This window comes from Myxococcus sp. XM-1-1-1 (assembly GCF_020037095.1).
Taxonomy (GTDB): Bacteria; Myxococcota; Myxococcia; order Myxococcales; family Myxococcaceae; genus Myxococcus; species Myxococcus fulvus.
Genome location: NZ_JAIQDH010000013.1, coordinates 42815 through 68860, shown reverse-complemented (window position 1 = coordinate 68860; position 26046 = coordinate 42815). Strand labels below are relative to the sequence as shown.

Here is a 26046-nt window from a genome sequence, read left to right as displayed (position 1 = left end):
TTCGCGCGCTTGCGGAAGAGTCATCCCCGCTTATGCGCTGCTGCCACCGTCACTCCTCCGAGCCCGCCCTCCCCCAGTCCCGCGCCTTCAGCCTCCCCGGCGCCACCGAGCACTACGCCGCGGAGCGCCCCCTGCGCGCCGAGCACGTGCGCATCCAACTGGAGCTCGACTTCGAGCAAGGCCGCGTCACCGGCGTCTGCACCACCCGCGTGTCCGCCGTGCGGCTGTCGTCCACCCTCACCTTCGACGCGGTGGACCTGGACGTCTCGCGCGTCCTCGTCGACGAGCGCCCCGTGCGCTTCACCAACTCCGGCTCGCACGTGCGCGTGGAGCTGCCCGCGCCGCTGCCGCCCGGCCAGGCCGCCCAGGTGGCCATCCACTACACCGCCCGCCCACGCCGGGGCCTCTACTTCTGGGGCCCGGAGGCCGCCTACCCGGACCGGCCCCGTCAGGCCTGGACCCAGAACCAGGACACCGACGCACGGCACTGGTTCCCCTGCCTGGACACGCCCGCGCAGAAGGCCACCTCGGAGCTCATCGCCACCTTCCCCGACGGCCTCACCGCGCTCTCCAACGGCGTGCTCGTCTCCGACACCGTGCAGGACCAGCGGCGCACCCAGCACTACCGCATGGAGCAGCCGCACGCGCCCTACCTCGTCACGCTCGCGGTGGGTGACTTCGAGGAGCTCACCGACACCGCGGGCACCGTCCCGCTGCGCTACCTCTTCCCGCGCGGTCGACGCGAGGACGCGCTGCGGTGCGTGCGCCGCACCCCGGAGATGGTGCGCGTGTTCCAGGAGGCCACCGGCGAGCCCTACCCGTGGAGCGGCTACGCGCAGGTGTTCCTCACCGAGTTCATCTTCGGCGGCATGGAGAACACCACCGCCACCAGCCTCACCGACTCCGTCCTCCACGACGCGCGCGCGCACGCGGACTACAACGCGGAGCCGCTCATCTCCCACGAGCTGGCGCACCAGTGGTTCGGGGACCTGCTCACCTGCCGCGACTGGCCCCACGGCTGGCTCAACGAGGGCTTCGCCACCTGGTTCGAGGTGCTGTGGAAGGAGCGCGCGGACGGCCAGGACGAGGCCGACCACCACCGGCAGGCGGACCTGGAGGCCTACCTGGGCGAGGTGAAGGAGCGCTACGCGCGGCCCATCGTCTCGCGCCGCTTCCACGCCCCGCTGGATGTCTTCGACCGGCACCTTTATGAGAAGGGCGGCCTGGTCCTCCACGAGCTGCGCCGCCGCCTGGGCGACGAGCTGTTCTTCCGCGGCCTGCGCCACTACGTGTCGCGCCACCGGCACGGCTCGGTGGAGACGGTGGACCTGTCGCGCGCCTTCGAGCAGGCCACCGGCCACAACCTGGACGCCTTCTTCGACCAGTACGTCTTCGCCCCCGGCCACCCGGAGCTCAAGGTGGAGGTGCGCCACGAGGCCGAGGAGGGTCGGCTGCGCCTCAAGGTGCGCCAGACGCAGCGCACCGACGCGGGCACGCCCCTGTTCCGCCTGCCGCTGGACGTCGTCGTCACCGTCGAGGGCAGGGACACCCGCCATCGGCTGGACGTGACGGACGCGGAGCACTTCTTCCACCTGCCCTGCCCCACCGCGCCCTCGCAGGTGCGCGTGGACCCGCGCCGCGACGTGCTGGGCACGCTGGACGTGGACAAGGCCGTGGGCCTCTGGCTGGAGGAGCTGCGCGCCGCGCCCGAGTCCCGCGCCCGCACCGAGGCCGCCCACGCGCTGGGCCGCGACGGAGGCCACCGCGCCGTGGAGACACTGGGCACCGCGCTCGCGGACGCGCGCCTGTTCTGGGGCACCCGCGCCGCGTGCGCCAAGGCCCTGGGCCGCATCCGCACGCCGGAGGCCCGCGCCCGGCTGCTCGCGAGCCTGCGCGCCGAGCACCCTCGCGTGCGCCGCGCCGTCGTGGCCGCGCTGGGCGAGTTCCGCCGCGACGCGGAGGTCATCGCGCTCTTGCGCTCGCTCCTGCAATCCGGAGACACCAGCTACTTCGTGGAGGCGGAGGCCGCGCGCAGCTATGGCAAGCTGCGCGCCGCGGACGCGCTGACGGTGCTGGAGACCACCTCCACGCGCCCGTCCTTCCAGGACGCCATCGCCGTGGGCGCCATGGACGGGCTGGCCGAGTCGCAGGACCCCGCCGCCTTCCCGCTGGTGGAGGCGCGCACCGCGTATGGCCAGCCCGCCTTCCTGCGCCGCGCGGCCACGCAGGCCGTGGCCCGGCTGGCGGAGGTGGCCGGCCGTCAGCGCGAGGCGGTAGATTTGCTGGCGGAGCTGCTGAGAGACCCGATGTTCCGCGTGCAGATGGGCGTCTTCGAGGCAGCAAGGACCCTGGGAGACCGGCGCATCATCCCCGCGCTGGAGGGCACCCCGCTCAGCGACGCCCGCGCCCGCCGCGCCGCGCGCGAGACGGTGCGAGCGCTGCGCGAGGGCGAGCCCCAGGCGCGTGAGCTGGCGTCGCTGCGCGAGGAGGTGGACCTGCTGAAGGAGGCCACGCGCGCGATGCGCGAGAAGCTGGAGGGGCTCTGCCTGGCGAAGCCTCCGCCGCCCCCCGCGTCGAAGGCCCGTGCCACGAGGCCCGCGCGAGGCAAGCAGGCCGCCGCGCGCAAGAAGCCGGGCAAGCCTCCCGCCGGCAAGCGTCGGCGCTGAGCGTCCAGGCGCGCCGGGCCCGCGCACCGGCGCGTCCCAGGTCCGTCGTGGCTACCTGTAAGGCACCACGGGATGAGCCCCTTCGAGGGGCCACGCCCATGGCGCGCGTTGGCGGCTCGCGTCTTTCCGTCCGACGACGGGCGCAGGGGACGACATGGCCGCAGCCAACGAGGAGCTCAGTGCCTGGCTGGACGCCGCGGTCGACCCGTGGATCGCCTGCGATTCCCATGAGCACGTGTACCTCATCAATCGCGCCGCGGAGCGCCTGCTCGGCTGGACGCGCGAGGAGCTCCAGGGACACCCGGTGGCCGAGCTCTTCCCCCAGCGGCTCAACCACGGCGACCAGAGCCTGGTGCGATACCTGCTCTCGCGCAGGCAGGCGCTGGGAGGGCGGCCCACGAGGGTGCTCGCGCGACGCCAGGACGGCGTGGAGGTGCTCGTGGAGCTCACGGTGGGCACCTCCGGCGAGGGAGAGGACGAGCGCATCGTCCTCAGCCTCCGGCGCCTGCACGAGGTCATCGACACCATCCGCGAGCCCATGGAGCCGCCTCGCGATGGTGGTGAGGCCAGGCGGACCAGCGGCGACGACCTCTACCGCCTCGTCGTGGAGAACGTCCCCCTGGGCATCTTCCACTACGACACCACGCCCATCATCACCGCCTGCAACGAGCGGCTGGCCACCATCGTCGGTACCCCCAAGCGCGTGGTGGTGGGGCTCAACCTGATGTCGCTGCGCGACGAGCAGCTCATGGCGTGCGTGCGCGAGACGCTCTCCGGCCACAGCGCGGACTACGTGGGGGACTATGCCGCGGTGACCAGCCACAAGGTGACGCCCGTCCATATCCGCTTCGCGCCCTGCTACAACGACGCGGGCCGGGTGGAGGGCGGCGTGGGCCTGGTCGAGGACGTCTCCGAGCGCCGCCGCGCCGAGCGCCAGCGCGACGAGAACCTGGCCCTGCTCATCACCCTGTTCGAGACCGCGCCCGTGGCGCTGGGCTTCCTCGACACGAACCTGCGCTACGTGCGCGTCAACGGGCGGCTGGCGCGCATCAACGGCCTGCCCCCCGAGGCCCACCTGGGGCGCACGCCCTACGAGGTGCTGGGTGAGGGCGGCAGCGCCGCGGCGGCCATGCTGCAACAGGTATTGGACACCGGCGAGCCCGTGGTGGGCCAGGAGGTGGACACCCAGGCCGTGGGCCATCCCGGCCCCCGGCGGCTGCTCACGGGGAGCTGCTACCCGGTGCGCGCGCCGGACGGACACCTGTTGGGCGTGGGCGTGCTGGTGGAGGACATCACCCAGCGCAGGCTCGCCGAGGAGGAGCGCGAGCGGCTCTACCGCGAGGCGCGTGAGGCCATCCGCGTGCGCGACGACTTCCTGTCCATCGCCTCGCACGAGCTGAAGACGCCGCTGACGCCGCTGAGCCTCCGGCTGGCCACGCTGGAGCGCAGGCTCGAGCGCGGCGAGAGCGTGGACCCCACCACCCTGCGCCACGCGCGCCAGCACATCTTGCGCATGACCGGGCTCATCAACGACCTGCTGGACGCGTCCCGCATCGAGGCGGGCCGGCTGGCGCTGCATCCGCAGGCCACGCGCCTGGACAGCCTGGTGGAGCACGTGCTGCAGGCGATGGAGGCACAGCGCGGCGGACACGAGCTGCGCTACGAGCGGCCCGAGCACGACGTGCAGGTGTTCGCGGACCCATACCGGCTGGAGCAGGTGGTCACCAACCTGGTGGAGAACGCCCTCAAGTACAGCCCCGATGGCGGCGTCATCCACGTCAAGCTGGAGACGCGCGGAGAGCTGGCGCTCTTGTCGGTGAAGGACCCGGGCATCGGCATCCCCGAGGACCAGCAGAAGCTGCTCTTCGAGCGCTACTTCCGCGCGCGCAACGTGTCCACGCGCTCGTACGGCGGGCTGGGCCTGGGCCTGTACATCAGCCGCGACATCGTCGAGCGCCACGGCGGCCGCATCTGGGTGGAGAGCCGGGTGGGAGAAGGCTCCACCTTCCATGTCGCCCTGCCCCTGCTGACGGGAGCCCCCTCTCACCCGCCCGCTTCCCAGCCGGAGCGCCACGTCCACTGAAGCTTTCGCCACCCCCGCTCCCGAAAGAACTACAGCCCCCCGTGTCCACCACTGTGCATCCGCTGCGAGCCAGCACCTGGATTCAGGTGTTTCAGACGCTGGCACGAGGGCTGCTTTTCATCCCGCCAGAGAAGTCGAACCCGAGAGGAGCAGGGACATGACGACGGAAACTCCGGCTTGGACTCGCGACAATGACGGTTGGCTGGTTCGGGTGAAGGTGGCGGGGCGCATCCAGGAGGTCCGCTGCACCACGGAAGGCCAGGCGCGCTACATGGCGGGTGTGCTGGCCCTCAATCCGCCTCCCCCCTCGAAGCTGCGTCACTGAACGGGGGCGGTGCCGGGCGCGGGCGGGCTGATGAGATAGTTGTCGAGCTGCGCCCAGTTGTTGAACGCGACCTTCCACGCGCCCTCGGCCACACCCGGCCGGGGGATGAGCGGACCGCCGACCTGGCCGCTGGTGCCCCAGGAGAAGCCCAGGTCGATGCCGCTGGACGTCTCCAGCACGGTGATGTCGGTGGCGAGCTGGCTGTTGAGGCGGCGCAGCTCCGTCTTCGCGCCGGACACCCAGAAGATGAGCCGCTGGGCGCGCACGTCGAAGCCGAAGGCGTAGAAGGCGTTGGCGTCGTTCGGGTCCGTGACGATGACGGTGTACGCGCTGAGCAGCGAGGCGCTGTTGGGATACATCGGCGTGCCGTTGGGGATGCTGGACAGCGCCGTGGGCGCGGTGGGGATGACCCACGGCGTGCCGGGGATGGTGGTGCCCGGGCAGTAGTTGGGAATCGGCGGAGGCGGCAGCACGGCCTGCTGCGACACGGAGCCCAGCGACTCCAGCGTCTCGGGCGAGGCCTGGTCGATGGAGTCGACGCCGCACGCGGCGAAGGTGGACAGAGTGACGAGGCACAGCAGCGCGGAGCGAAGCGTCTTCATGGGCGGGGTTTCCTTGGTGTGAAGAGACACGTGGAGCGTGCTCGGCTCGTGCGAGCCGAGGTGAGGGACTGACGGCGGTGACGGGGCTACTCGAAGACGACGACCGTCTTCACCCAGCTGTCGGGCTGCGTGGACAACACGCGCAGCCTTTCGTCTCGGAGCGCGAGGCTGGCGGAGGAACCGGCGCGGATGCGCTCCATGACCCGCGCGAAGAAGGGCCCGGCCTCGGCGTCCGGGATGTCGATGGGTGAGGCGATGACGGCGCGCGCGCCCGCCTCGGCGAAGGCCACGGGGAGGCTCCACGGCGCGTGGAGGTAGGGCGCAGTCCGGGCCGCCTGACACGCGCCGAGCAGCACCACCGGCGCGCCCTGCAGCTTCTGCTGTCGCACCTGGCCCGCGGTGAGCGCGTAGCGGCCGCCCGCCTCCGGCGCCATCACCAGCAGCGACGCGTCCGACACGCCCAGGTTCACCAGGCCGTGCGCGTGGATCTCCACCTCGGTGGCCTGCGCCAGCTCCGCCAGCAGGCGCGACGGCGTGGCGGCCGCGCCCGTCAGCTCCACGCGGCGCGGAGACGGCCCGCCGGACAGCTCCCAGCTGCGCAGCCGGGGCAGGTTCAGCGACGCGGGCGCGTCCACGTCGTAGACCACCAGCGGGCGCGGCGCGGAGACCTTCGGCGCCTGGACCTTCGTGCCCGTGTGGTAGCTCCACGCGATGTCCGGCGGCAGCAGGCCCGCCTGTCCGTGCACGGGGTAGCGCGCGAACACGCTCACGTGCTCGCAGGGCTTGAGCGCGGCGATGACGGAGGCGGGCACCAGCGAGGCCACGTCGAAGTCGGGCGAGCGGCGGCTCGCGTCCTGGTGGCCCAGCAGCTCACCCGTGGGTCCGCGCGCGGCGGTCAGCGTGCGCTCGTCGTGCACCTCCACGCCCAGGGCGCAGCGCTCGGGGGCCGGCACGCGGGCCTCCTGCGCGAAGAGGGACAGCGCCCGCGCCCAGTCCCCGGTGGAGCCCGCGTCCAGGATGAGCGACGAGTAGCTGTACGCGCGCGCCTTGGCGGCGACGGGGTCCGCCGCGCCCAGCAGCTCACCGGCGACGATGGCCTGCCCCAGCAGTCGCTGGCCCTCCGCGCGGTCCGAGCCGATGACGGCGCGGCCCTGGATGTGCGTGGCCATGACCTTCTCACCGGGGCGCAGCCAGCCCGCGGCGTCCAGCTTCGCCAGGCCCTCGCGCACCTTCTCCACGTCGCCCGGCTTCGGGTCCAGCCGCGCCAGGTCCGCCAGCACGAACGCGCCGTTGAGGAAGAAGGGCACGTCGCACACCGGGGCCTTCTCCAGCTCCTCGCGCGCGGCCTGCGGGCGCAGCGCGAAGACGTGCAGCGACGCCAGGCTCTCGTGCACGTGCCGGTCGGCCGCGCAGCCCCGGTCTCGCAGGGCCTGCTCACCCAGGTACGCGCGCGTCAGGGCGAAGGCGTTGCGGAAGCGCGCCATGTCGCCCAGCACCAGCAGCAGGTCCGCCTGCAGCGTCCACTCCTGCGTCTGCCGCGCCCAGCCCAGGCCCGCCAGCGCGTGCTCGCGCGCCTCCACCAGCCGGTGCTCGTCCTTGTAGATGTGCGCCAGCAGGTGCTCCAGCTGGCCGCAGCGGTAGTCCGCCTTCGCGACCTCGCACGCCGCCACCGCGCGCAACAGCCGCGCCTCCGCGCCGGCCAGGTCTCCCTTGCCGTACTCGGCCAGCGCGCGCTCGCGCTCCGCGTTGAGCGTCAGCCACGAGTCACCGAGCGCGCGCGCCACCTTCTCGTACACGTCGATGTGCGCCGGCAGCCCGCCCGCCAGCGGCAGCACACCCAGCAGGATGTCCTGGTGCTGCGAGCCGGACAGCTCCTTCACCAGCGGCTCGAGCGAGGCGGCATCGAAGGTGCCTTCCAGCACCTGGCGGAAGCGGGCCGCGAACGGCGCGCGGCGCGCGAAGTCCAGCCCCGCCACGCGCTCCACGGAGGCCACCACCGTGTCGCCGCCGTAGCGCGCGTCCAGCACCCGCGCCAGCGGCAGGAGCTCGCGCACCCGCTCGGCGGAGGGCGCGATCCACAGCGCGATATTGAGCCAGTTGCGCGCCGTGCCCGGCACCGCCCGCGCCACGTCCTCCGGGAACGCGGTGCCCTGCAGCGCGAGCGCACGGCCGGCCTGCTGCGCGGAGTCCCACGCCCCACGACGTCCCTCCAGCTGACGGCGCAGCACCGCGGCGCGCTCCCGCGCCTCCTCGGCCCAGCCGGGCTCGCCCAGCGAGGCGACGGTGTCGAACGCCTCGGCCGCGAGCGCGTCCAGGCCCAGCTCGCGCAGCACGAGCGCGCGGTTCCACAGGGCCTGCGGGTGACGCGGGTGCTTCTCCAGCACACCGTCCAGCAGGACGAGCGCGGACTCGAGCTCGCCCTTCGTCAGCGCCACCACCGCCTTGTCGCTGTCCACGTCCGGCGACGCGGGCGCGCGCTGGAGGTAGTCGGCCGCCTGCTCGCGCTCACCGCGCAAGAGGTGCCCCACCGCGAGGCCCTGCAAATCTCCCTGCTCCTCCAGCTTCGCCAGCGCCTGCAGCGGCACCAGCTCGCGCGGGCGCTCGTCGCCGGAGCGCAGCACGCCGTAGGGACGGTGCGCGCTGGCGCCGGACCAGCTCAGCCGCGCCTCCATGGAGCGCGTGGGCGCCAGGGCCAAGAGCTGCGAATCGTCACGCACGCTCGACGGCCCCGAGCGCACCGCCACCAGCACCAGGAGGGCGGCCAGCGAGCCGGACAGCGCGGCGGCGGCCACCCACTTGCGGCGGCTCCACGCGGGACGAAACGCGCGCGGGGGCGCGGACGCCACGGGCTGCTGCGGCACGGGTGCGGTGACGTCGCGCGGGGCCTCGCGAGCCTCCTCGGCCCCCAGCCGGGTGCCCAGCGCCTGGAGCTGGAGGATGTCGTCGAGCTCCTCCTGGCACGCCTCGCACGTGGCCAGGTGCTCGCGGAACTGCTCCGCCTCCTCCTGGGACAGCTCGCCATCCGCGAAGGCGTGCACCAGGTCGTGCGGGTCCATGGGCTCCGGGGCGCTCATGACGCCTCCGCCTTGCCGGTGGCGCCGGGCATCAACAGCTCCTTCAGCTTGCGGCGCGCGCGGATGAGGCGCGTGCCCACCGTCGCCTTGGGAATCCCCAGACGCTCGGCGATGTCCTGATAGGGCATCCCCTCCAGGGCGTGGAGCCGGTACACCGTCGCGAACTCCTCGGGAATCCGCGTCAGGGCCTCGCGCAGCTGCTCCGTGCTGATGGAAGCCCACGCGGGGGCGGCCTCCGGCTCCGGCGCGGCGATGCGCTCCTCCAGCTCCTCCGCCGACACGTCCGAGCGACGCTCGCGCGTCTTCGAGCGGCACTTGTCGATGAAGATGTGGTGGAGGATGGTGAGCAGCCACGCGCGTCCGTCGGTGCCGGGGCGGTAGCGGGACAGGTTGCGAAACCCGCGCTCGTAGGTGTCCTGCAGGAGGTCGTTGGCCTCCGCCGCGTTTCCGCACAGCCGGAGCGCCGTGGCGCGCAACGCCGCCTCGTGCGTCCGGACGAAGGCGGAGAACCAGCGATTGTCCAGGGTCGGCGTTGAGGGAGGCCCGCTATCCACGCGGGGTGCAGGCTGGACCGGCGCGTCATGGGCCGTCAAGCCCCGGGACCGGGGGCGACGGGCGCGTGCGGCAGGTGGTTGCAGGGCGAAAGCATCCATGGCGGGTCGCCCCTCTCAACGACGCCCCGCCGCCATCTTCCCGGCCGGATTTCCCGGCGAATTTTCCGCCGGGGCCATCGCCGCCGGGTCTCAGTGTCCGGAAGAGGGATTGCGCCGGACGATTTCGCCATTGAGGACGTTGGCGAAGCCCACCCAGGCCAGGTAGGGCGCGACCAGCCACGCGGCGGGCCGGTCCACCTCGCGCGTCGCGGCGATGTAGGCCCCGATGCTGCCCAGGAGCGCCAGGTTGTCGGCCAGGGCCTTCCTGGGCTGGTGCCTGCCGAAGAAGAGCCAGGACCAGGCGGCGTTGAGGCCCAGCTGCACGCCCCACCAGCCGAGCGCCCGGGAGCGCGAGGGCCCCGCCGGCGCCGTCCACACGCGCCACCCGGAGACGGCGATGAGCGCATAGAGCGCGGTCCACACCGGCCCGAAGGCGGCGGGCGGCGGCTGGAAGGGCGGCTTGCGCAGGTGGCGGTACCAGCGCGTGTCGGCGGTGCTGTGGCGGGCCCCCAGCGCGGCGGCGCCGAGCGTGAGCGCGCCGAACGCGCCCAGCGCGATGACGGACTCGGTGCGCAGCGTGGGGTTGAGGGCGGTGCGCTTGACCGGCCCCGGCACGGTGCGCGTCGAGGTCTCCCACGAGGTGTGCATGGTCTGTCTCCTTGCGCGCGGTGTGCGGGCGCAGTGTTCGCTGCAAGGTGGTAACGACCTGCCCCCGGGTCCACCCCCGTTGACTGTTGACGGGTGGGCGCTCTATCGAGCCTTTGGGGAGGAACGACATGGTGAGTGCGGAGGAAGTCCTCGACTTCTGGTTCGGTCAGCCGGCGGACCCGGTTCGCAATCCAGCGTGCATCCGACCTCGGGCCGTCTGGTTCCAGCGCGACGCGGCCTTCGACGCGGAGTGCAGGGAGCGCTTCCAGGGAGCCCACGAGCGCGCGGCCGCGGGCGAGCTGGACTCCTGGCGCAACGAAGCCCGCACGTGCCTGGCGCTGCTCCTGCTGCTCGACCAGGTGCCCCGCAACCTCTTCCGGGGCACGCCGCGCGCGTTCGCCACGGATGCGAAGGCCCGCTCGGTGGCCCGCCACGCGCTGGCCCGGGGCCTGGACGTGACGCTGCCCTCGGTGTGGCGCTGGTTCATGTACCTGCCGTTCGAGCACAGCGAGGAGCTGTACGACCAGCGGCTGTCGGTGGACCTCTTCGAGCTCTTGACGATGCACCACTCCGGCAGCCTGGAGACGCTCGACTACGCGCGCCGGCACCGGGACGTCATCGAGCGCTTCGGGCGCTTCCCGCACCGCAACGACGCGCTGGGACGGGCCTCGACTCCCGAGGAAGCGCGCTTCCTCCAGGAGCCGGGCTCGTCCTTCTGAGTCGACGTCAGGCCGGAGCGCCAGCCGGCTCGGCTTGCGAGGCGCGGGCCTCCAGGGTGATGCCCGAGGCGAGCCAGCCGCGCACCAGCGTCAGGTGCTCGGCCTCCGCGTCCAGCGCGAGCTGGAAGCGGTCCGCCAGCGTGTCATGGCCCAGGCCGCGCGCCAGCTCGATGAGCAGCTCCCAGCTCGCGTTGTCCGTCAGCTCCGCCACCAGCAGCGCCTCCAGGGACTGGCGCAGGTTGGTGCGCGGGTCGGACAGCACCGCGGGAAGCCCCATGGACGTGACGGCCACCAGGTCCGCGCACGGCGTCATCGCGGTGGGGTCCGCGCCCAGCTTCGTCAGCGTCTCGGAGACGAGGCCGAAGTGGGCCAGCTCGTCGTCGAGGATGCGCTCCAGGCCCTCGCGGGTGGGGCCGCCCTCCCACGTGCCGTACACGTCGAGCTTGGCGAGCGCGCCCTCGTAGAGCCGCGAGCCCGAGCGCTCGAAGGCGAGCCGCTCCCCCAGCTTGTCGAGGAACACGGTGGGCCTGGCGCCCTTGAGCAGCTCCACCGCCGTCTTGGCCACGCCCTTGAGGTTGGCCGGCGGCGGCACGCTGCCCAGGCCATCGGATTCGCGCGCGTACTGCTGGCGGACCTCCAGGATGAGCGAGCCATCCCCCGCGGAGCTGGGCAGCCGCTCCTGCGCCTGCTGGAAGATGTCCGCGCTGTCGATGGGCGACGTGGCGATGCCCGTGCGGTTGAGTCCCATGTCACTGGTCGTCTTCTTCATGTCAGTGAACCTTCCTTCCCTCGACCACCGAGCCCATGCGCTGTGCCCGCGCGGCGAGCTCCGTGCCAGGAGTCCATTGGTAGCCGGCCGCGGCGATCTCCGACGGCGAGCCTTCCGAGTTGAGCTGGTCGCGGTACACGCGCGAGCGGTGGTCCGCCGGCAGCTCCGCCATGCGCACGTAGTCCGGTCCGTTGGTGGCCAGGTCCTCTTCCTGGCTGAGCGTCTTGCGGACGAACTCGCGGTGCTGCTTGTACTCGATGGGCTCGGGCAAGGTCTTCGGTAGCACCTCGGCCGCGTCCCGGCGCTCGACGTTCTCGAACAGGTCCTTGACGAAGTGCAGCTGCCCCAGCTCGTAGTCCAGGAAGCGCTGCCACACCTCCTTCACGCGCGGGTTCGTCTCGTACTCGAGGCAGGAGTAGAAGTTGTAGACCTCCGCGGCCTCGTGCATCAGCCACTTCTCCAGCAGCGTCTCGCCCGGGTCGAGCAGTGACTCGTACTGGGTGACGTGCTGCTCCTCGATGGCGGCGATTTCGGCGTAGAGCTGACGCGCGACCGGGTCCGCGAAGAACGGGCCCACCGTCATGTAGTAGTCGTGCGTCTGGTTCTCCGCCGCGGTGATGCTGATGGCGTGAATCTTCGTCAGCGGGTGCGCGCGCGTCTTGTCGTACGGGCGGCGCAGGTCATCCACGGGGTGGCGGTGCTCCACCACGGTGGGGCGGCCGGGGATGATGTCCGTATAGGACTGGGTGATGTTGTTGGGGTCCTTGCCCTCGAGCCGGTCGTAGAGCGCCGAGTAGCGGTACAGGTGGTCGAAGTCCTCCAGGAGCCCGAAGCGGTAGGTCTGCGCCAGGTAGGGGTCGGGCTCGCGCAGGGCCACGCTGGCGGTCACCTCGATGGCCACCTGCTCGAAGCCGAGCGTCGTCTCCAGCGGGTTCTGGTCCGCGGGGTTGAGCCAGTTGATGAGCGTCTGCTCGAAGTGCTCCACGCGGCGGATGCGGGCGAGCGGCTCGCGCAAGGACGCGTTGATGCGCGCCATCATGTGCTTGGTGCGCAGGGCATCCGCCATGATGCCGTTCATGTAGATGACGCGCACCCGGGTGAAGGCGTCGTCGTCCAGCTTGCTGTAGGGCCTGCGCACCAGGTCCTTCCAGGTGAAGACCTGCTTGTCGAGGGGGACGCCCTTCTGTTGGAAGATGTCCAGGGCCACGTCGGACTCCTTTTGCGCGTGCGGAGAAGAGGAGGACGGAAGGCGTCGCGCCCGCCGTGTTGGGAGGTAAGGTCCGGTCGCACCGGGACTCCGGCAAACCCCGCCAGCAAGTCACCCCGCCACCGCATGGGACTGACGGAGGCTCGGCTGCCCTGTCGCTGCCCACACCGCCGCCCGCGGGGAGCGGGACACGCCGGGTGTGCGATTCGCGGCCCCTGCGTGGGCGGGCCCGTGAGACGCCCGAGAATAGGACGGGATGTCCTCCGTCTGGAGGGCGGACGGAGGAGCACGCTCGAGCCGGGTATCGAGGCTCACCTGGGATTTTTTGTTTTCACGCTCGTCTGCCGCGAGGACGCGAAGGCTTGGGCTAGTGTGACGCGCGATACACCCCACACATGGCAAGAGGGGGCCGTGGCAGGCGAGACCGGGAGAATCATCCGTCAGCGTTGGCGTGACCACTGGCGGTTGATGCTGGGCATCGCGGCGCTGTCCACGGTGCTGTCCGCCCTGGCGTGGTGGGGCGGCTGGCTGGACGACCTGGAGCGCGGCGCGTACGACCAGGCGCTGACGGCCTTCACGGATGGACGAGGCCTGTCACCCACCGTGTCGGTGGTGGTCATCGACCAGGGCACGCTGGACGGCATCCGCGCCAACGAGCGCTACACGCTCAACTTCGGCACGTGGCCCTACAGCCGCAACCTCTGGGCCCGCGTGGTGGAACAGCTGGAGGCGGAGGGCGCGCGCGCCATCGTCTTCGACGCGGTGATGGACGAGCGCTCCTCGGACGCGTCCACGGACCTGGCCTTCGCCCAGGTGCTGCGCGACACGCGCATCCCGTTCTTCCTCGGCGTCTCCACCAACGTCAACGCGCAGCCCTTGCCCCGCACGGACTTCGACGCGGCGCCGCCGTCCCCGCTCGCCCCGCCTCCCGTCCCCGTGGCGACTCCGGAGGCCGCGCCCCCGGTGGGCGAGGAGACCTTCCCGGAGGAAGACGGCGAGGCCTTCACCGACACGCCGGATGACAGCGTGCTGCCCGCCGTCACGCCCGAGGAGATGGCACGGGCGCTCGCCTTCCCCGTGAAGGTCCAGGGCCACGCGCCGCCGCTGCTGGAGGGACGCGAGGCGGCGGGTGAGCACCACGTCCCTGGAGACACGGACGGGACGCGCGCCGTGCGCCATCCGGTGCCGCCGATTCCGGTGCTGGTGGGCGCGGTGGATGGCTTCGGACTGGTGGACACGGAGACGGACCCGGATGGGTTCATGCGCCGCACGCGCTTCGCGTACTCGGACGGCGTCAACACGTACCCGACGCTGCCGGTGCGCGTGGCCGCGGGACTCTTCAGCGCGGAGAAGGTGGAGCTCTCCGACGGGCTGCTGAGGGTGGGGGGACGCCAGTACCGCGTGGACGCGGATGGCGGCGCGGCGATGGATTACGGCGGGGGCCCGCTGCACGAGCGCTTCCACACGGTGCCGCTGCTGGACGTGCTGGACGGCTGGGTGCGACGGGAGAACGGGCAGCCCTCGGGGCTGCCGCGGGAGGTGTTCCGCGGCAAGGTGGTGGTCATCGGCGGCACGGCGCTGGGGCTGGGCGACATCAAGGCCACCTCGTTCCTCGCGGAGGTGCCCGGCGTGATGAAGCAGGCGTCGGTGCTGGACACGCTCCTGGGGGATGGCCGCTTCATCACGCGCACGCCGCTCGCGGTGGACCTGGGGCTCACGCTGGTGGTGGCGCTGGTGTCGGTGGTGCTGCTGATGACGACGCGCTGGACGCCGCTGGAGATTGCGTGGCCGGTGGTGCTGCCGGTGGGCATGTACCTGGTCGCGGGGCTGGTGTTGTCGAAGGGCTGGCATCTCTTGACGGCGCTGCCCTCGATGGCGGGGCTGCTCGCGGGCGTCGCGGCGGTGGCCTTCAACCACCTGGTGGCCAACCGCGAGACGGAGTTCGTGCGCGCGGCGTTCAGTCGCTTCATGGAGCCCAAGCTCGTGGAGCAGATGATTTCCGAGCGCAAGCTGCCGAAGCTCGACGGGGAGAACGTCGAAATCAGCGCGTTCTTCAGCGACATCCGCGGCTTCTCCACCTTCAGCGAGCGCTTCAAGGAGGACCCTCGCAGCCTGGTGCGCATCCTCAACACGTACCTGACGCGGGTGAGCGGCGTGCTGCTCAAGGAGGGCGCGTGCCTGGACAAGTACATCGGTGACGCGGTGGTGTGCCTGTTCGGCGCGCCCATGCGCCAGGACGACCACGCGGTGCGCGCGTGCCGGGGGGCGCTTGCGGCCAAGGCGGAGGTGGACGCGATGCGCGAGGAGTTCCGCGCCAAGGGGCTGCCGGACGTCTACACGCGCATCGGGGTGAACTCCGCGGTGAACTTCGTGGGCAACTTCGGCAGCGAGCAGCTCTTCAGCTACACGGCCATCGGCGACGGGATGAACCTGGCGGCGCGGCTGGAGGGCGCGAACAAGGCGTACGGCTCGGTCATCATGATTGGCCCGCGCACGTACGAGCTGGCGCGCGAGCACATCGAGGTGCGCGAGCTGGACCGGGTGCGGGTGGCGGGCAAGACGGAGGCCGTCACCGTGTACGAGCTGCTCGCGCTCAAGGGTGGGCTGGACGCGCGCAAGCGGGCGACGGTGGAGCGCTACCACGCGGCGCTGGCGCTCTACCGGGAGGGGCGCTTCGAGGAGGCCGCGTCGGCGCTGGAGCGGCTCGCGGCCGAGGACGTGGACGACGGGCCGACGAAAGCGCTGCTGGAGCGTTGTCGGAAGTATGCCGAGTCGCCGCCGCCGGGCTTCGATGGCGTGGCGAGCCTGGACAAGTGAAAGGAGTCTGAAGTCATGGGGATGAGAACGAGAGCGGCGTGGGTGGCCGCGTTGCTGATGATGGGGCTGCCGGGCCTGTCCTCGGCGGTGGCGGTGGGGGGCTCGCTGTACGTGAAGGCGAAGAACACGCGGGTGATGGAGAGCCCCTCGCCCACGGCGAACGCGGTGGTCATCCTCCAGCCGGGTGAGCAGGTGAAGTGGGAGGGCGCGGACGCGAAGAACAAGCAGTGGCACAAGGTGAAGACGTCCACGGGCAAGCGCGGCTTCGTGTTCCAGTCCAACCTGTCCACCACCGCGCCCAACCTGGAGCTCGTCGTCGGGGACCAGGGCAAGCGCAAGGTGAACCCGGAGGGCTTCGTGTCCAGCGGCGCGGCGGTGAAGGCGCTCAGCCCCGGCGCCGTCGCGTATGGCAACAAGAAGGGCGGCGGGCACAAGCAGGCGGTGGCGCAGCTGCAGAGCCTGGAGAAGGCGGCCAAGGACGTGTCCACCCAGGACATCGCCAAGCACGCCGCGGCGGCGGGGCTGCACCCGGTGGTGGGCGCGGAGACGACGGCCCGCTCGGGCGGGGCGAAGAGCAAGCCGAAGGGAGGCTCGTGATGAAGGCGCTCGGGAGGACGGCGGCGCTGCTGGGCCTGGGGCTGCTGACGGTGTCGTGCAAGGGCGTCACGCTCGCGCAGGTGGCGGACGTGGCCGGCAAGACGGTCAACAACTCGGTGGCCTCGCAGAAGCAGCGCGACGAGTGCGCGAAGCTGGATGTGGAGCCCACGGTGAAGGAGGAGTACGCCATCGGCAGCGCCATGGCGGTCCACTGGGTGGAGGGTGGCGGCGGGCTGATGGGCACCACCGGCGGCGCGAAGGACACCAGCGTCCACGCGGTGCACGAGTACCTCAACACGGTGGGCAAGAACCTGGGCGCGCAGTCGCCGAGGCCCACGCTGGACTGGACGTTCGGCGTGCTCAACGACGACCAGAACTTCAACGCGGTGTCCACGCCGGGGGCCTACGTCTTCGTCACCCGGAAGCTGTTGTCGGAGCTGGACAACGAGAGCCAGCTGGCGGGCGTGCTCGCGCATGAAATCGCGCACGTGGTGCTCAAGCACTCCATCCAGCAGTACAACGCCGCGAAGGTGAGCCTGTGCAAGGTGGCGGTGACGATGGAGGCCAACGTGCCGGGCTCCGGTCAGCTCATCGCCGCGGGGGGCAGCGGCGGCAACCTGGACCTGGACAGCGACACGGCGCTGCTCGGTGACCTGACGGAGAAGGTCATCGGCCTGGCGGAGAGCGGCAACGACAAGGAGCAGGAGTACGCGGCGGACCAGCTCGCCGCGCGGCTGATGATTTCGGCCGGCTACGACCCGAAGGAGTACATCGCGGTCCTCGGCAAGACGAAGGACGGCTCCCGCCTGGGCTCGCGGCACCCGAAGAAGGCGGACCGCGAGGAGCGGCTGAAGACCTTCCTCGCGAGCCTGAGGCCGCGCGAGGGTGAGTTCGCGGAGCTGTCGCTGGAGGGGTTGCGCAGCCCGCCGCTCCAGCCGGAGCTGGTCGCCGCGGTGAAGAAGGGCGCGGGGCGGAGCAACGTGGCGAAGGACGGGAAGTAGGCGCGGGCTCGGGCGCCCCCCGTTCGGGGCGCCCATGGCCACGACGCGTTCAGCGCGACGCGGCCTGGCTCAGCGCGCGGTGCACGGCCTCGAGCGCCTTGCGCGCCTCGAGCAGCTCGGCGCGCTCGGCGGTGAGCGAGGCCACCTGCTGGGCGAGCACGTCCCGCTCTCCCTGCAGCGCCTCCACCGCGCGGCGCAGCGACATCGACTCGTCCTTCGCGGACTCGAGCTCGGTGGCGAGCCGCTCCTCCTCGGCGAGGCTGTCCACCAGGGCCTGCTTGCCCCGGGAGACCTCCTCCTCGAGCTTCTCGTGCTCCTTCGCGGAGGCCTGGAGCGCCTGACGGTTCTCCTGGAGGGACAGCAGCGCCTCGTCGCGCTCACCCTCCAGCGCCGCGAGCTCCCGCTCCAGGTCCGCGAGCAGCTTCACGCGGCCCTCCATCTCCGCCGACAGCCGGCGCGCCTCGTCCATGCGCAGCCGAGCCTCCTCGGTGGCCTTCTCCGCCTGACGGCGCGCGACCTCCAGCTCCTGCGTGAGGGACAGGTTCGCCGCCTTCACCTTCACCAGCTCCGCCTGCAGGTGGGTGATGCGCTCGACCGCGCGCTGACCCGCCTCCGCGACGGTGGCCGGCAGGGGCTCCGGACGCGGATTCTCTCGCACCGCCTTGAGCCGGGCCTTGAGCCGCTCGCGGCGCGCGTCCGAGTCCATCGCCTCCTCGCGCGGCGGCGCGGGCGTCTGTACCTCCACCTCCTGCGGCGGCGCCTCGACGCGGGCCACGGGCTCCGCGACGGTGGCGGTGACGTGGGGGAGCGAAGCGTGGGGAGAGCCCTGCGTCATGGGGTGCGCCTCCGACGACGGCTCGGCCTCGAGGCCGTCCAGGTGGAACGCCATGGTGGGCGGAGCAGCGAAGGTGACGGGCGCCTCACCCACCCCGTCGTCGTAGACGGCGGCCTCCGGCTCCGGCGACGCATACGTCACCGGCTCGGCGACCTGCTGGGTGAACACCGGCTCCCGCGCGCGCGGCCCCTCGGGCTGCGACAGCGCCACCTCCATCGCCTCGGCGGCGGTGGGGCGAGGAGCGCGGGCGCGCTCGATGCGGGCGCGGACCTCCGCGGACAGGTCGGCGCTCGTCGGCTCGGGGGGAGCGACGTCGGCGGCCTGCTCGGGAGGCTCGGTGGGCTCGGTCTGCTCGACGGCGCCGGTGAACGCCCCCAGGCGGAGGCGCGGCTTGGCGCGAGACACGTTCTGTTCGAAGGCTTTCTTCATGGCGAATCTCAGCCAGCCTGCTGGGTGCCCTTCTTCGGGGCGGCGGCGGCCGCGGCGACGAGGCGCGGCAGGACGTTGTCAATCATGGCCTGGATGTCGTTGGCCCCCTTCGACGTGGGGTCCGCGACGAAGACGGGGCGCCCCTCGCTCGAGGCCTGGGCGAACTTGGTGCACTGCCGGATGATGGTCGGCAGCAGGAACTCCGGGTAGTGCGTCTGGAGCGCCTCCAGCGCCTCCTTCGCCAGCTTGAAGGTGGCGTTGAAGGAGTTCACCACGATGAACACGTGGTCCAGCACGTGGTTGAGGTCCTCCTCCAGGCTCTGCACGGTCTCGAACAGCAGCTTCAGGCCGTGGAACGACAGGAAGTCCGCCAGCACGGGGACGAACAGGTCGTTGGCGGCCATCAGCGCGTTGAGGTTGAGCAGGCCGAAGGACGGCGGCGCGTCGAAGACGATGACGTCGTACTGGGCCTCCACGTCCTTGAGGGCGTTGCGCAGCTTGAACTCGCGGCCGGCCATGGGCATCAGCGAGAGGTCCATGGTGGACATGCTGAGGTTGGACGGGACGAAGTCCAGGTTGGGCAGCGGGGACTTCTGGATGACCTTGGCCAGGGGCGTCTTGCGCACCAGCACGTCGAGCAGCGTCTTCTCGAACTCCTCGCCCTCGTAGCCCAGGCACTTGGTGGCGTGGCCCTGGCTGTCCAGGTCGATGAGGAGCACCGAGTAGCCCAGCTCCGCCACGCGCCACGCGTAGGACGTGGACAGGGACGTCTTGCCGGTGCCGCCCTTGAAGTTCAGGAAGAGCTGGCGGCGGTGGCCCACCTTGGCCGGGAAGCGGCCGAGCGTCGTGCGCAGGTCCCAGACGTCGTCCGGGGTGTACACGTCCTTCCTCGCGTCCTCCGGAATCGCTTTCGGAGACACGCCGAGCATCTCGGCCACCTGCTTCGAGCTGTATGTCGGCGCTTCCATGAACGACCCTTCGAAAGACGTACGGGGCGGCTACCTTGCCTCAAGCGGCGAAGTATTTGTGTCCCCTTCGGACCACGGCCCCCCGGGCTGAGAGCAGGGTGATTGCTTCCTGAGCGAGCTCGACGGGCACCCCCAGGGCGGCCGTCAGCTCGGCGAGCGAGCGACCACGGACCGCCACGCGGACCTCGTGGAGCATGGGGGCACAGAGCGTCTCCACGGGCGAGGCGCTCGGGCGCGCGACGACGGGCCGGGGCTCCTCGGAGCGCGTCGCGGGCTGCGGCGCCGGGGCGCCCATGGCCACGAGGGCCGCCTGGACGGGCGAGAGCCGGGGCGCCGGGGCGGCGGGACGGGAAGGCGGAGGCGCGGCGCGCTGCGGGGCGCCAGCATTCGGCGGGGCGGCCACGGGCTGCGCGGGCTGGGACGGAACCGGGGCGCGGGCCTGGGGGGCCTGAACTCCCTGCGTCGACGAAGGCACCGAGGAACGGGCCTGCGGGGCCTGCGCCACGTGCGTCGACGAAAGCACCGAGGAACGGGCCTGCGGGGCCTGCGCCACGTGCGTGGGCGGCGCGACGGGACGAGCCCCCATCGAGGGGGGCGCCATCGCACCCTGACGGGCTTGCGCCGAGGCCAGCGCGACAGGAACTCCACCCTGGACCGAACCCGCCACCTGCGCCGCGCCGGCGCCCTGCGCGGCGACCACGAACTGCATCCCCTGAGCGGCGCCAACCACGGCGCCCGCGCTACGATGAGCGCCCTGGGTCGCGACCGCGAACTGCGCTCCCTGCGGAGCGCCGACAGAGGCTGCCTGGGTCGCGACCGCGAACTGCGCTCCCTGCGGAGCACCAACAGGGGCGCGCTGAATCGCCAACTGCGCTCCCTGCGGAATACCGACGGAGGCGCTCTGAGTCGAGAACTGCGCTCCCACGGGGGCGCCCTGCGAAGCGACGGGGGTCGCCGCGACCGCCACCGCGGGCACCACTCGCGCCGGCTCCTCGAGCCGCGCGCGCACGGGCTTGACCGGCAACGTCGCCAGTCGACGAATCTCACGGCGCCGGTGCGTATCGTCCAGCGCGACGACGCCGGACACATCCTGTCCCAGGATGCGCGACAGGCTCTGCGCCGCCGCCTTGCGCACGCGAGGCTCGCGGTCCCCGAGCGCCTCCAGCAACAAGGCCCGCGCGTTCTCGCCACTCCCCGCGCCCAGCGCCAGCGCCGCCAGCGAACGGACCTCCGCGTCCGCGTCGTGGATGGCCTCTTCACCGAGCCGGCGCGCTGTCTCACCCTCCAGCCCCAGCGCCAGCAGCGACGCGCGCCGACGCACCGAGCGGTCCGGGTCCTTCATCGCCTGCGCCAGGTGCGGCGCCGCGTCCCGGGGCGCCAGCGTCAACAGCGCCTTGAGCGCCGCGATGCGCACCTCCGGCACCGGCGAGGACAACAGCGGCGACACCACCTGCGCGCCCTCCTCCCGGCACAGCGCCGCGAACGCCTGGAGCAGCGCCACCTGCGCCGCCGCGTCCGTCTCCGCGTGCAGCGCGCTCGCCAGCGCCGGAGCCGCCGCGGGCTGCGACAGCGCCTTGAGCCGCTCCGCCGCGCGGATGCGCGCCGCGGGGTCCTGCGCCGAGAGCTCCCGCACCGAGAACCCGAACAGCGTCTCGTCCGTCGGAGCCCCCAGCCCCCCCTGCCCGGACAGCTCCGCCAGCTGCGCCGCGCTCACGCCCAGCCGCCCCGCCTGCAGGAAGCGCTGCGCCTCGCGCGCCACCGGCGACAGTCCCTCCAGCAGCGGCTCCAGCAACGCGGGCGGCGCGCTCGAGGCCGCTGCGGGAGGCTGGGCCTTCGCCACCGGCTCGGCCAGCGGGACCGCGGGCGCTCGCACGGGCACCTTCATCGACATCACCGTCGCCGCCGCGCCCTTGCCCGTCTCGTTCTTCAGCAGCGCCTCGCTGCGAAGCTGCGAGATGAACGACGCCAGGTCGAACCCCAGGTCATCGTCCTCGTCGTCGCGCTCCTGCGTGGAGGCGCGCAGCCGGCTCGCCGTCAGCAGCCGGTCCATCAGCTGGTCGCGCTCGCCGCGCAGCGCCTGCGTCAGCCGCACTGACTCCTCGCGCTCGGCCTGGGCGCGCCCGACGCGCACCTCCAGCTCCGCCACCTCGCGCCGCAGCTTCAGCTCGCGCTGATGCGTCTCCGCGAGCTCGCGCTTGAGGTGCTCCATCTCCTCACGCGTCGAGCCCAGCTCGCTGAGCAACTGCTCCGCACGGGCCTCGAAGTAGACAATTTTCTCGAGTGCGCTCTTGAGCAGCGCGTCCGGACGCTCGTCGCTCACGACCTCAACGGCCCTCCCCGCGAGGCACGCGGTGCACCCCCGACCCACCGGGGGGGCCCACCCTACGTCAGACGTCCCGCCTTCGTAAACCACGGAAACACCAGGGCTTTTCCGTGAAGTCCCCACCCGTCCATTGACAACGCCGCGCGGGCCGAATTTTCGGCCTCGGACGTGAGCCCCGGCTTTCCGCCGCACGCCGACGGCCCGGACGCCACCCCCGCGCCCCAGCACCGCGAGTGCGGCCGTCCGGCCGGTGACGTCCAGCACCGGACGAACGCGAAGCAAGACGCCCGCGGTGAGCTTCACCCACGCTCACGGCGACGTGCGCGAGGACGGTCCGCGTCCGCGCGACGCGAACGCCCCACGCGCCGCGTGCGAATCGCCCCCGCGCCGAGTTTTCGGGCCCCAGCGGTGTCGACCGCGCGACACCACCCACCTTCGCGAGGCACGCCCGGAGCGCGCCGGAAACCACGTCCGGAGCCTCGCCGGAGGGGCCTTCCCGGGGCCTCCCGCGGGGCGTGCCGGCGGCGCTTTTTTCAAGCGCTTTCGCACGCCATTCCGGAAGCACCTGAATGTCAGACCCCACCCGTAGTCTGTGTTCCACGAGGCACCGAACCCGCAGTCACTTCTCCCCGGAACCTCTCCGCCCGAGCGCGGGGGGCGAAGCCCTCTTTTCGACAGGTTTCCGCACGCCATGGAACAACGATTGGCCACCATCATTGGAAATGCAGTTCGCGCGGCGCGGCAGCGGCTGGAGCTCACCCAGGCCGATGTGGCCGAGCGCGTGGGCATCGCCACCGAGGTGTACGGGCGGCTGGAGCGCGGTCACATGCTCCCCAGCGTCCGCACGCTGAGGAAGCTGTGTCTGGTCCTCAACTGCTCCTCGGATGTGCTGCTGGGCATGACGGCCGGCGTCGAAGGCGCGCCCACGCTCGCCGAGGACCCGCCGGAGTACCGCGAGCGTCCCGAGGTCCGCCGGCTCTTGCGCACGGTGCGCAAGCTGGACGCGCCCCGGCTGCGCTTGCTGGGACAGGTCGCCAACGCGCTGGAGTCGTGAGCGCGGCGGCGCCGCTCGTGCTCGCCCATTCCCGTCACGTGGAAGACGGCGAGCGCGGGCGGAATCAGCACCGGGGCGGGGTGGACCCGGGTTGAAGGCGATGCCAGCGAAGGACGCTCGAGGTTGCGCGTTTTCGCAATCGCTTGGCGCATGGAATGAAGCGGCGAGACAGGGGCGGGCCTAGCTTCGTGCCCCATGACTCGCCCCCTCCCCGCCCCCGCTCTCGACCTGCCGCAGCTCGCGGTACACGCGCTGTGGTGGGCGTGGTTGCCTTCCTTCCTCTGGAGCTGGGACCACCTGGGCGCCTGGGGCCGCGTGGGCATGTGCGCCGTGGGCTGGGCGGTGATGTTCTGGAACTACGCCGTCCTGCACAACCACATGCACGTGAGCATCGCGAAGCCGCGCGTGCTGCACTGGCTGGTGTCCCGGACGCTGGGCATGGCGTGTGGGTTTCCCTATCGCGGCTACTACATCCACCACTTCAACCATCACCGGTACAACGACGGCCCGGGTGACTGGGGCCAGCGCAAGCCCGGCGAAGGCGTGGTGCGTTATTGCCTGCGCTCGGCGCTGACGCCCTGGTTCTGGCCCTTCGAGGCCGTGGCCAACGTCTGGCGCTGGGCCAGGAAGCGCAACCAGCGCCTGGAGCTGGCGCTGGACTTCCTCGTCGTGGATGGGGCCCTGCTGGCGGTCATCCTCTGGCGGCCCGCCCTGGGCCTGGCGTGGTTCGGCGTGCTGCTGGTGGGCCAGTTCTGCATCCACTGGCTCAACCTGGCCGCCCACTTCGAGACGGACTCCACGCAGCGCGGTGCGTTGGGCACCACGTCCACGTCCCGTCTGTACAACCTGTTCTTTTTCAATGCGGGTTATCACCAGGCCCACCACGTGAAGCCCCAGGTGCCCTGGCGGGACCTGCCGGCCACCACCCGGGAGCTGGAGGGCGTGGCCCTGGTGAGGCCGGAGCTGGTGACGGAACTGTCGCCCATCAATCCCCGCTGGGTGCTCCAGGTGGCGAAGCGCTATTCTGCCGAGCCGTGCGATCGGCAGACGGCGTCGACGATTACTTCCGGGACCCCCACGGCCGTTACCTAGTCGGGGAAGGGTTCCTGCACTGGTACGCCTCGGCGGACCTGTGCGGCTTCATCCTGTGGGGACGCCCCGCGGAGGCGCACGTGCGCAGGCTGGTGCACGTGCTCGACGTGGAGCTGGCCCCCGCGGCGCCCCATGCCTCGCTGGTGGACGCGCGCCGGCTGGAGGCGGCGGACCCCGCGGCCTTCGCGGTGCTCGTGAAGTACATGCAGGCGCGCGAGAAGTCCTTCGGCACGTCGGTGCAGCGCCAGGCGCTGGTGCGTCCGGAGGGCGTGGCCGGCGCGGTGGTGGGCGGCTTCTACACGCTGTTGACGGGCGCGTACCCCAGCAAGGTCTTCACCGAGCCGGCCGCCGCGCTGGCGTGGCTGGGACAGCCCGAGGCGCGCGCCGCGCCGCTGCTCTCCAAGCTGAATGACCTGGTGGCCGAGGCCACCGGCCAGTCGCCGCTGTTGCGCGAGCTGCACCAGGCGATGAAGGGCAAGCTGCCGGACATCAACCTGTCGGACGTCGCCCGGGAGATGGGCATGTCCGAGCGCACGCTGCAGCGCCGCCTCAAGGAGGCCGGCACGTCCTTCCAGGCGGAGCTCAACGCCGTGCAGGTGCGCATGGCCCAGGGGCTCCTCTTGGAAACGGACATGAAGCTCACCGCCGTCGCGGTGGAGGTGGGCTGCGCGTCGCTGCAGCACTTCAGCAGCCTGTTCCGCAAGCTCGTGGGCGAGTCCCCCAGCGCGTGGCGCGAGCGGCAGTTGGGCAAGTCCTCGTCGGAGTCTGAGCCGGACAAGGCCGCCGAGGAGCCCATCGCGCCCACCGGCACCGAGCCCGCGAAGTCGTAGCCGCCCGCGTCCTCAGGCCGGGGGCTCCTTCTCGGGGACGGCGGGCAGGTGCAGCGTGAAGCACGCGCCGCCATCGGGGCAGTTGGCCACGGTCAGCGTGCCGCCGACGCGGGCCAGGTACTCGCGACACAGCGCCAGGCCCAGGCCGGTGCCCTTGCCCGGGGCCTTGGTGGTGAAGAACGGCTCGAACAGGTGCGGAAGGACAGCCTCCGGAACGCCCGGTCCGTTGTCCTCCACCTCCAGACGCACGCCCCCCTCCACCCGCGAGGCCCTGAGCACGATGCGCGCGGCGCGCGAGGGCCGCGCCCCGTCCAGCGCGTCCGCCGCGTTGAGCAGCAGGTTCAGCACCACCTGCACCAGCTGACGCTGGCCCAGCCGCACGCGCACCAGGTGCGGCTCCACCTCGCGCACCACCTGCCCCAGGCTGCGCAGCCGCACCGACGCGAGCCGCTCCGCCTCGTCGAGCGCCTCCGCCACGCTGCCCGCCTCCTCCGCGTCCGACGCGTCGCGCGAGAAGCGGCGCAGGTCCGTGACGATCTGCTCGATGCGCAGCACGCCCTGCCGCGTCTCCCACAGCACCCGGCGCAGGTCCTCCAGGTCCTGCGCGCCCTCGCCCGACACCTCCTCCAGGTAGCCCAGGTTGGACTTCACGTACGCCAGCGGGTTGTTCACCTCGTGCGCCACGCCCGCGGCCAGGCGCCCCACCAGGGCCAGCCGCTCCATCTCCGCCTGGCTGCGCACCGCGTCCGCGCGCAGGTGCTCGCTGCGCGCCAGCTGCTCCAGCGCCGCCAGCCGCGCGTTCACGGCGTCGCGCTCGGTGTCGCGCATCCGGCGGAACTGCTTGCAGCTGAAGACGGCCACCCAGGCCAGGAAGAAGAAGAGCGTCACCTGCCCGACGAGCCGCTGCTCGGAGACGTCCGAGTGCCACGACGCCACCAGCATGCCCACCAGCGTCAGCACGACGGAGGCCCACACCGTCACCACGTCCCCCGGCGCGAAGACGGCGATGATGAGCGGCATCGCGAAGAGCAGCGGGTACAGCGTGCTCGACAGCCCTCCGGTGAAGTGGATGTCCAGCACCAGCGCCACCATGCTGGCCACGCCCGTGACGACGCTGGCGCGATGCACCGTCACCCACCGCGAGCCCATGGCCGCGGCCGTGCCCACGAGCACCGCCGCCCACGCGATGTGGACCACGATGACCGCCGGGATGAAGCCGCCGAAGAGCAGCGGGTGCGTGCCGAGCGACAGCAGCAGCACGCACGCCGAGACGATGAAGCCCCGGCGCTTCAACCCGACGTGGGCCGCGAGCTCCGAGGGCGAGGGACTGGGTACGACGGGTTGATGCACGGGG

The 26046-nt window shown here is 71.9% G+C and carries 20 protein-coding genes; 10 read left to right on the top strand and 10 right to left on the bottom strand.

The features are described 5' to 3' along the window. Positions 1-32 precede the first annotated feature (32 nt). From K8640_RS24105 to K8640_RS24095, 3 genes are all read left to right on the top strand, one after another. Positions 33-2666, top strand: coding sequence for a M1 family aminopeptidase (locus K8640_RS24105; protein WP_223749197.1), 2634 nt, complete (start codon positions 33-35; stop codon positions 2664-2666). Between the two features lie 154 nt (positions 2667-2820). Further along, the gene (locus tag K8640_RS24100; RefSeq protein ID WP_223749196.1) at positions 2821-4749 is read left to right on the top strand and encodes a PAS domain S-box protein; all 1929 of its coding nucleotides are present in this window, start codon (positions 2821-2823) and stop codon (positions 4747-4749) included. A gap of 157 nt (positions 4750-4906) precedes the next feature. Beyond that, positions 4907-5074 carry a hypothetical protein gene (locus K8640_RS24095; RefSeq protein ID WP_170300435.1) on the top strand — a complete coding sequence of 56 codons (168 nt, stop codon included), beginning with the start codon at positions 4907-4909 and terminating at the stop codon, positions 5072-5074. On the opposite strand, the gene K8640_RS24090 is transcribed toward K8640_RS24095, so the two are convergent. The 4 genes from K8640_RS24090 to K8640_RS24075 form a co-directional block, all read right to left on the bottom strand. Then, the gene (locus tag K8640_RS24090; protein ID WP_223749195.1) at positions 5068-5676 is read right to left on the bottom strand and encodes a hypothetical protein; all 609 of its coding nucleotides are present in this window, start codon (positions 5674-5676) and stop codon (positions 5068-5070) included. The genes K8640_RS24095 and K8640_RS24090 overlap by 7 nt on opposite strands. A gap of 86 nt (positions 5677-5762) precedes the next feature. Then, the gene (locus tag K8640_RS24085) at positions 5763-8750 is read right to left on the bottom strand and encodes a CHAT domain-containing protein (RefSeq protein ID WP_223749194.1); all 2988 of its coding nucleotides are present in this window, start codon (positions 8748-8750) and stop codon (positions 5763-5765) included. Further along, positions 8747-9304, bottom strand: a complete 558-nt coding sequence (locus K8640_RS24080) for an RNA polymerase sigma factor (RefSeq protein WP_223749193.1) — start codon at positions 9302-9304, stop codon at positions 8747-8749. Before K8640_RS24080 ends, K8640_RS24085 begins: the two co-directional genes overlap by 4 nt. A gap of 189 nt (positions 9305-9493) precedes the next feature. Further along, the gene (locus K8640_RS24075; RefSeq protein ID WP_223749192.1) at positions 9494-10051 is read right to left on the bottom strand and encodes a TspO/MBR family protein; all 558 of its coding nucleotides are present in this window, start codon (positions 10049-10051) and stop codon (positions 9494-9496) included. Positions 10052-10179: 128 nt separating this feature from the next. On the opposite strand from K8640_RS24075, the gene K8640_RS24070 reads away from it, so the two are divergent. Beyond that, positions 10180-10770, top strand: a complete 591-nt coding sequence (locus tag K8640_RS24070) for a DUF924 family protein (protein ID WP_223749191.1) — start codon at positions 10180-10182, stop codon at positions 10768-10770. A gap of 7 nt (positions 10771-10777) precedes the next feature. Here K8640_RS24070 and K8640_RS24065 read toward each other — a convergent pair whose 3' ends face one another. Then, positions 10778-11539, bottom strand: a complete 762-nt coding sequence (locus tag K8640_RS24065; RefSeq protein WP_223749190.1) for a ferritin-like domain-containing protein — start codon at positions 11537-11539, stop codon at positions 10778-10780. A 1-nt stretch (position 11540) separates the two neighbouring features. Beyond that, positions 11541-12746, bottom strand: a complete 1206-nt coding sequence (locus K8640_RS24060) for a hypothetical protein (protein ID WP_223749189.1) — start codon at positions 12744-12746, stop codon at positions 11541-11543. A 411-nt stretch (positions 12747-13157) separates the two neighbouring features. On the opposite strand from K8640_RS24060, the gene K8640_RS24055 reads away from it, so the two are divergent. From K8640_RS24055 to K8640_RS24045, 3 genes are read left to right on the top strand one after another with little or no spacing between them, the layout of a single operon-like run. Next, positions 13158-15563, top strand: coding sequence for an adenylate/guanylate cyclase domain-containing protein (locus K8640_RS24055; protein WP_223749188.1), 2406 nt, complete (start codon positions 13158-13160; stop codon positions 15561-15563). 21 nt (positions 15564-15584) lie between these two features. Beyond that, positions 15585-16160: an SH3 domain-containing protein gene (locus tag K8640_RS24050; RefSeq protein WP_324289130.1), complete on the top strand. Its 576-nt coding sequence runs from the start codon at positions 15585-15587 to the stop codon at positions 16158-16160. Further along, on the top strand, positions 16160-17161 hold the full coding sequence (locus K8640_RS24045; protein WP_223749187.1) for a M48 family metalloprotease: 1002 nt from the start codon (positions 16160-16162) through the stop codon (positions 17159-17161). The genes K8640_RS24050 and K8640_RS24045 overlap by 1 nt, the downstream gene beginning before the upstream one ends. A gap of 49 nt (positions 17162-17210) precedes the next feature. Here K8640_RS24045 and K8640_RS24040 read toward each other — a convergent pair whose 3' ends face one another. From K8640_RS24040 to K8640_RS24030, 3 genes are read right to left on the bottom strand one after another with little or no spacing between them, the layout of a single operon-like run. Further along, a complete protein-coding gene (locus K8640_RS24040) occupies positions 17211-18425 on the bottom strand; it encodes an extensin-like protein (RefSeq protein WP_223749186.1) in 1215 nt (404 codons plus the stop codon). An 8-nt stretch (positions 18426-18433) separates the two neighbouring features. Next, complete coding sequence (locus K8640_RS24035; RefSeq protein ID WP_223749185.1) at positions 18434-19393, bottom strand: ParA family protein; 960 nt, start codon at positions 19391-19393, stop codon at positions 18434-18436. Positions 19394-19433: 40 nt separating this feature from the next. Next, entirely contained in the window at positions 19434-21713 is a 2280-nt protein-coding gene (locus K8640_RS24030) for a HEAT repeat domain-containing protein (RefSeq protein WP_223749184.1), read from the bottom strand. Positions 21714-22407: 694 nt separating this feature from the next. Here K8640_RS24030 and K8640_RS24025 point away from each other — a divergent pair. The 3 genes from K8640_RS24025 to K8640_RS24015 all read left to right on the top strand — a co-directional run bounded on the left by K8640_RS24025 (position 22408) and on the right by K8640_RS24015 (position 24692). Continuing rightward, positions 22408-22770, top strand: coding sequence for a helix-turn-helix transcriptional regulator (locus tag K8640_RS24025; RefSeq protein ID WP_046710788.1), 363 nt, complete (start codon positions 22408-22410; stop codon positions 22768-22770). A 195-nt stretch (positions 22771-22965) separates the two neighbouring features. After that, entirely contained in the window at positions 22966-23862 is an 897-nt protein-coding gene (locus K8640_RS24020) for a fatty acid desaturase (RefSeq protein ID WP_223749183.1), read from the top strand. Positions 23863-23942: 80 nt separating this feature from the next. Then, on the top strand, positions 23943-24692 hold the full coding sequence (locus K8640_RS24015) for a helix-turn-helix transcriptional regulator (RefSeq protein WP_223749182.1): 750 nt from the start codon (positions 23943-23945) through the stop codon (positions 24690-24692). 12 nt (positions 24693-24704) lie between these two features. Here K8640_RS24015 and K8640_RS24010 read toward each other — a convergent pair whose 3' ends face one another. After that, positions 24705-26042 (bottom strand): ATP-binding protein, encoded by a 1338-nt coding sequence (locus K8640_RS24010; protein ID WP_223749181.1) that lies wholly within the window; start codon positions 26040-26042, stop codon positions 24705-24707. Between the last annotated feature and the right edge of the window lie 4 nt (positions 26043-26046).

What these genes read in the sequence shown, in the direction of transcription:
- K8640_RS24105 (WP_223749197.1), top strand. Translation starts at nt 33, where the DNA reads ATGCGCTGCTGCCACCGTCACTCCTCCGAGCCCGCCCTCCCCCAGTCC.
- K8640_RS24100 (WP_223749196.1), top strand. Translation starts at nt 2,821, where the DNA reads ATGGCCGCAGCCAACGAGGAGCTCAGTGCCTGGCTGGACGCCGCGGTC.
- K8640_RS24095 (WP_170300435.1), top strand. Translation starts at nt 4,907, where the DNA reads ATGACGACGGAAACTCCGGCTTGGACTCGCGACAATGACGGTTGGCTG.
- K8640_RS24090 (WP_223749195.1), bottom strand. Translation starts at nt 5,676, where the DNA reads ATGAAGACGCTTCGCTCCGCGCTGCTGTGCCTCGTCACTCTGTCCACC.
- K8640_RS24085 (WP_223749194.1), bottom strand. Translation starts at nt 8,750, where the DNA reads ATGAGCGCCCCGGAGCCCATGGACCCGCACGACCTGGTGCACGCCTTC.
- K8640_RS24075 (WP_223749192.1), bottom strand. Translation starts at nt 10,051, where the DNA reads ATGCACACCTCGTGGGAGACCTCGACGCGCACCGTGCCGGGGCCGGTC.
- K8640_RS24070 (WP_223749191.1), top strand. Translation starts at nt 10,180, where the DNA reads ATGGTGAGTGCGGAGGAAGTCCTCGACTTCTGGTTCGGTCAGCCGGCG.
- K8640_RS24065 (WP_223749190.1), bottom strand. Translation starts at nt 11,539, where the DNA reads ATGAAGAAGACGACCAGTGACATGGGACTCAACCGCACGGGCATCGCC.
- K8640_RS24050 (WP_324289130.1), top strand. Translation starts at nt 15,585, where the DNA reads ATGAGAACGAGAGCGGCGTGGGTGGCCGCGTTGCTGATGATGGGGCTG.
- K8640_RS24045 (WP_223749187.1), top strand. Translation starts at nt 16,160, where the DNA reads ATGAAGGCGCTCGGGAGGACGGCGGCGCTGCTGGGCCTGGGGCTGCTG.
- K8640_RS24040 (WP_223749186.1), bottom strand. Translation starts at nt 18,425, where the DNA reads ATGAAGAAAGCCTTCGAACAGAACGTGTCTCGCGCCAAGCCGCGCCTC.
- K8640_RS24035 (WP_223749185.1), bottom strand. Translation starts at nt 19,393, where the DNA reads ATGGAAGCGCCGACATACAGCTCGAAGCAGGTGGCCGAGATGCTCGGC.
- K8640_RS24025 (WP_046710788.1), top strand. Translation starts at nt 22,408, where the DNA reads ATGGAACAACGATTGGCCACCATCATTGGAAATGCAGTTCGCGCGGCG.
- K8640_RS24020 (WP_223749183.1), top strand. Translation starts at nt 22,966, where the DNA reads ATGACTCGCCCCCTCCCCGCCCCCGCTCTCGACCTGCCGCAGCTCGCG.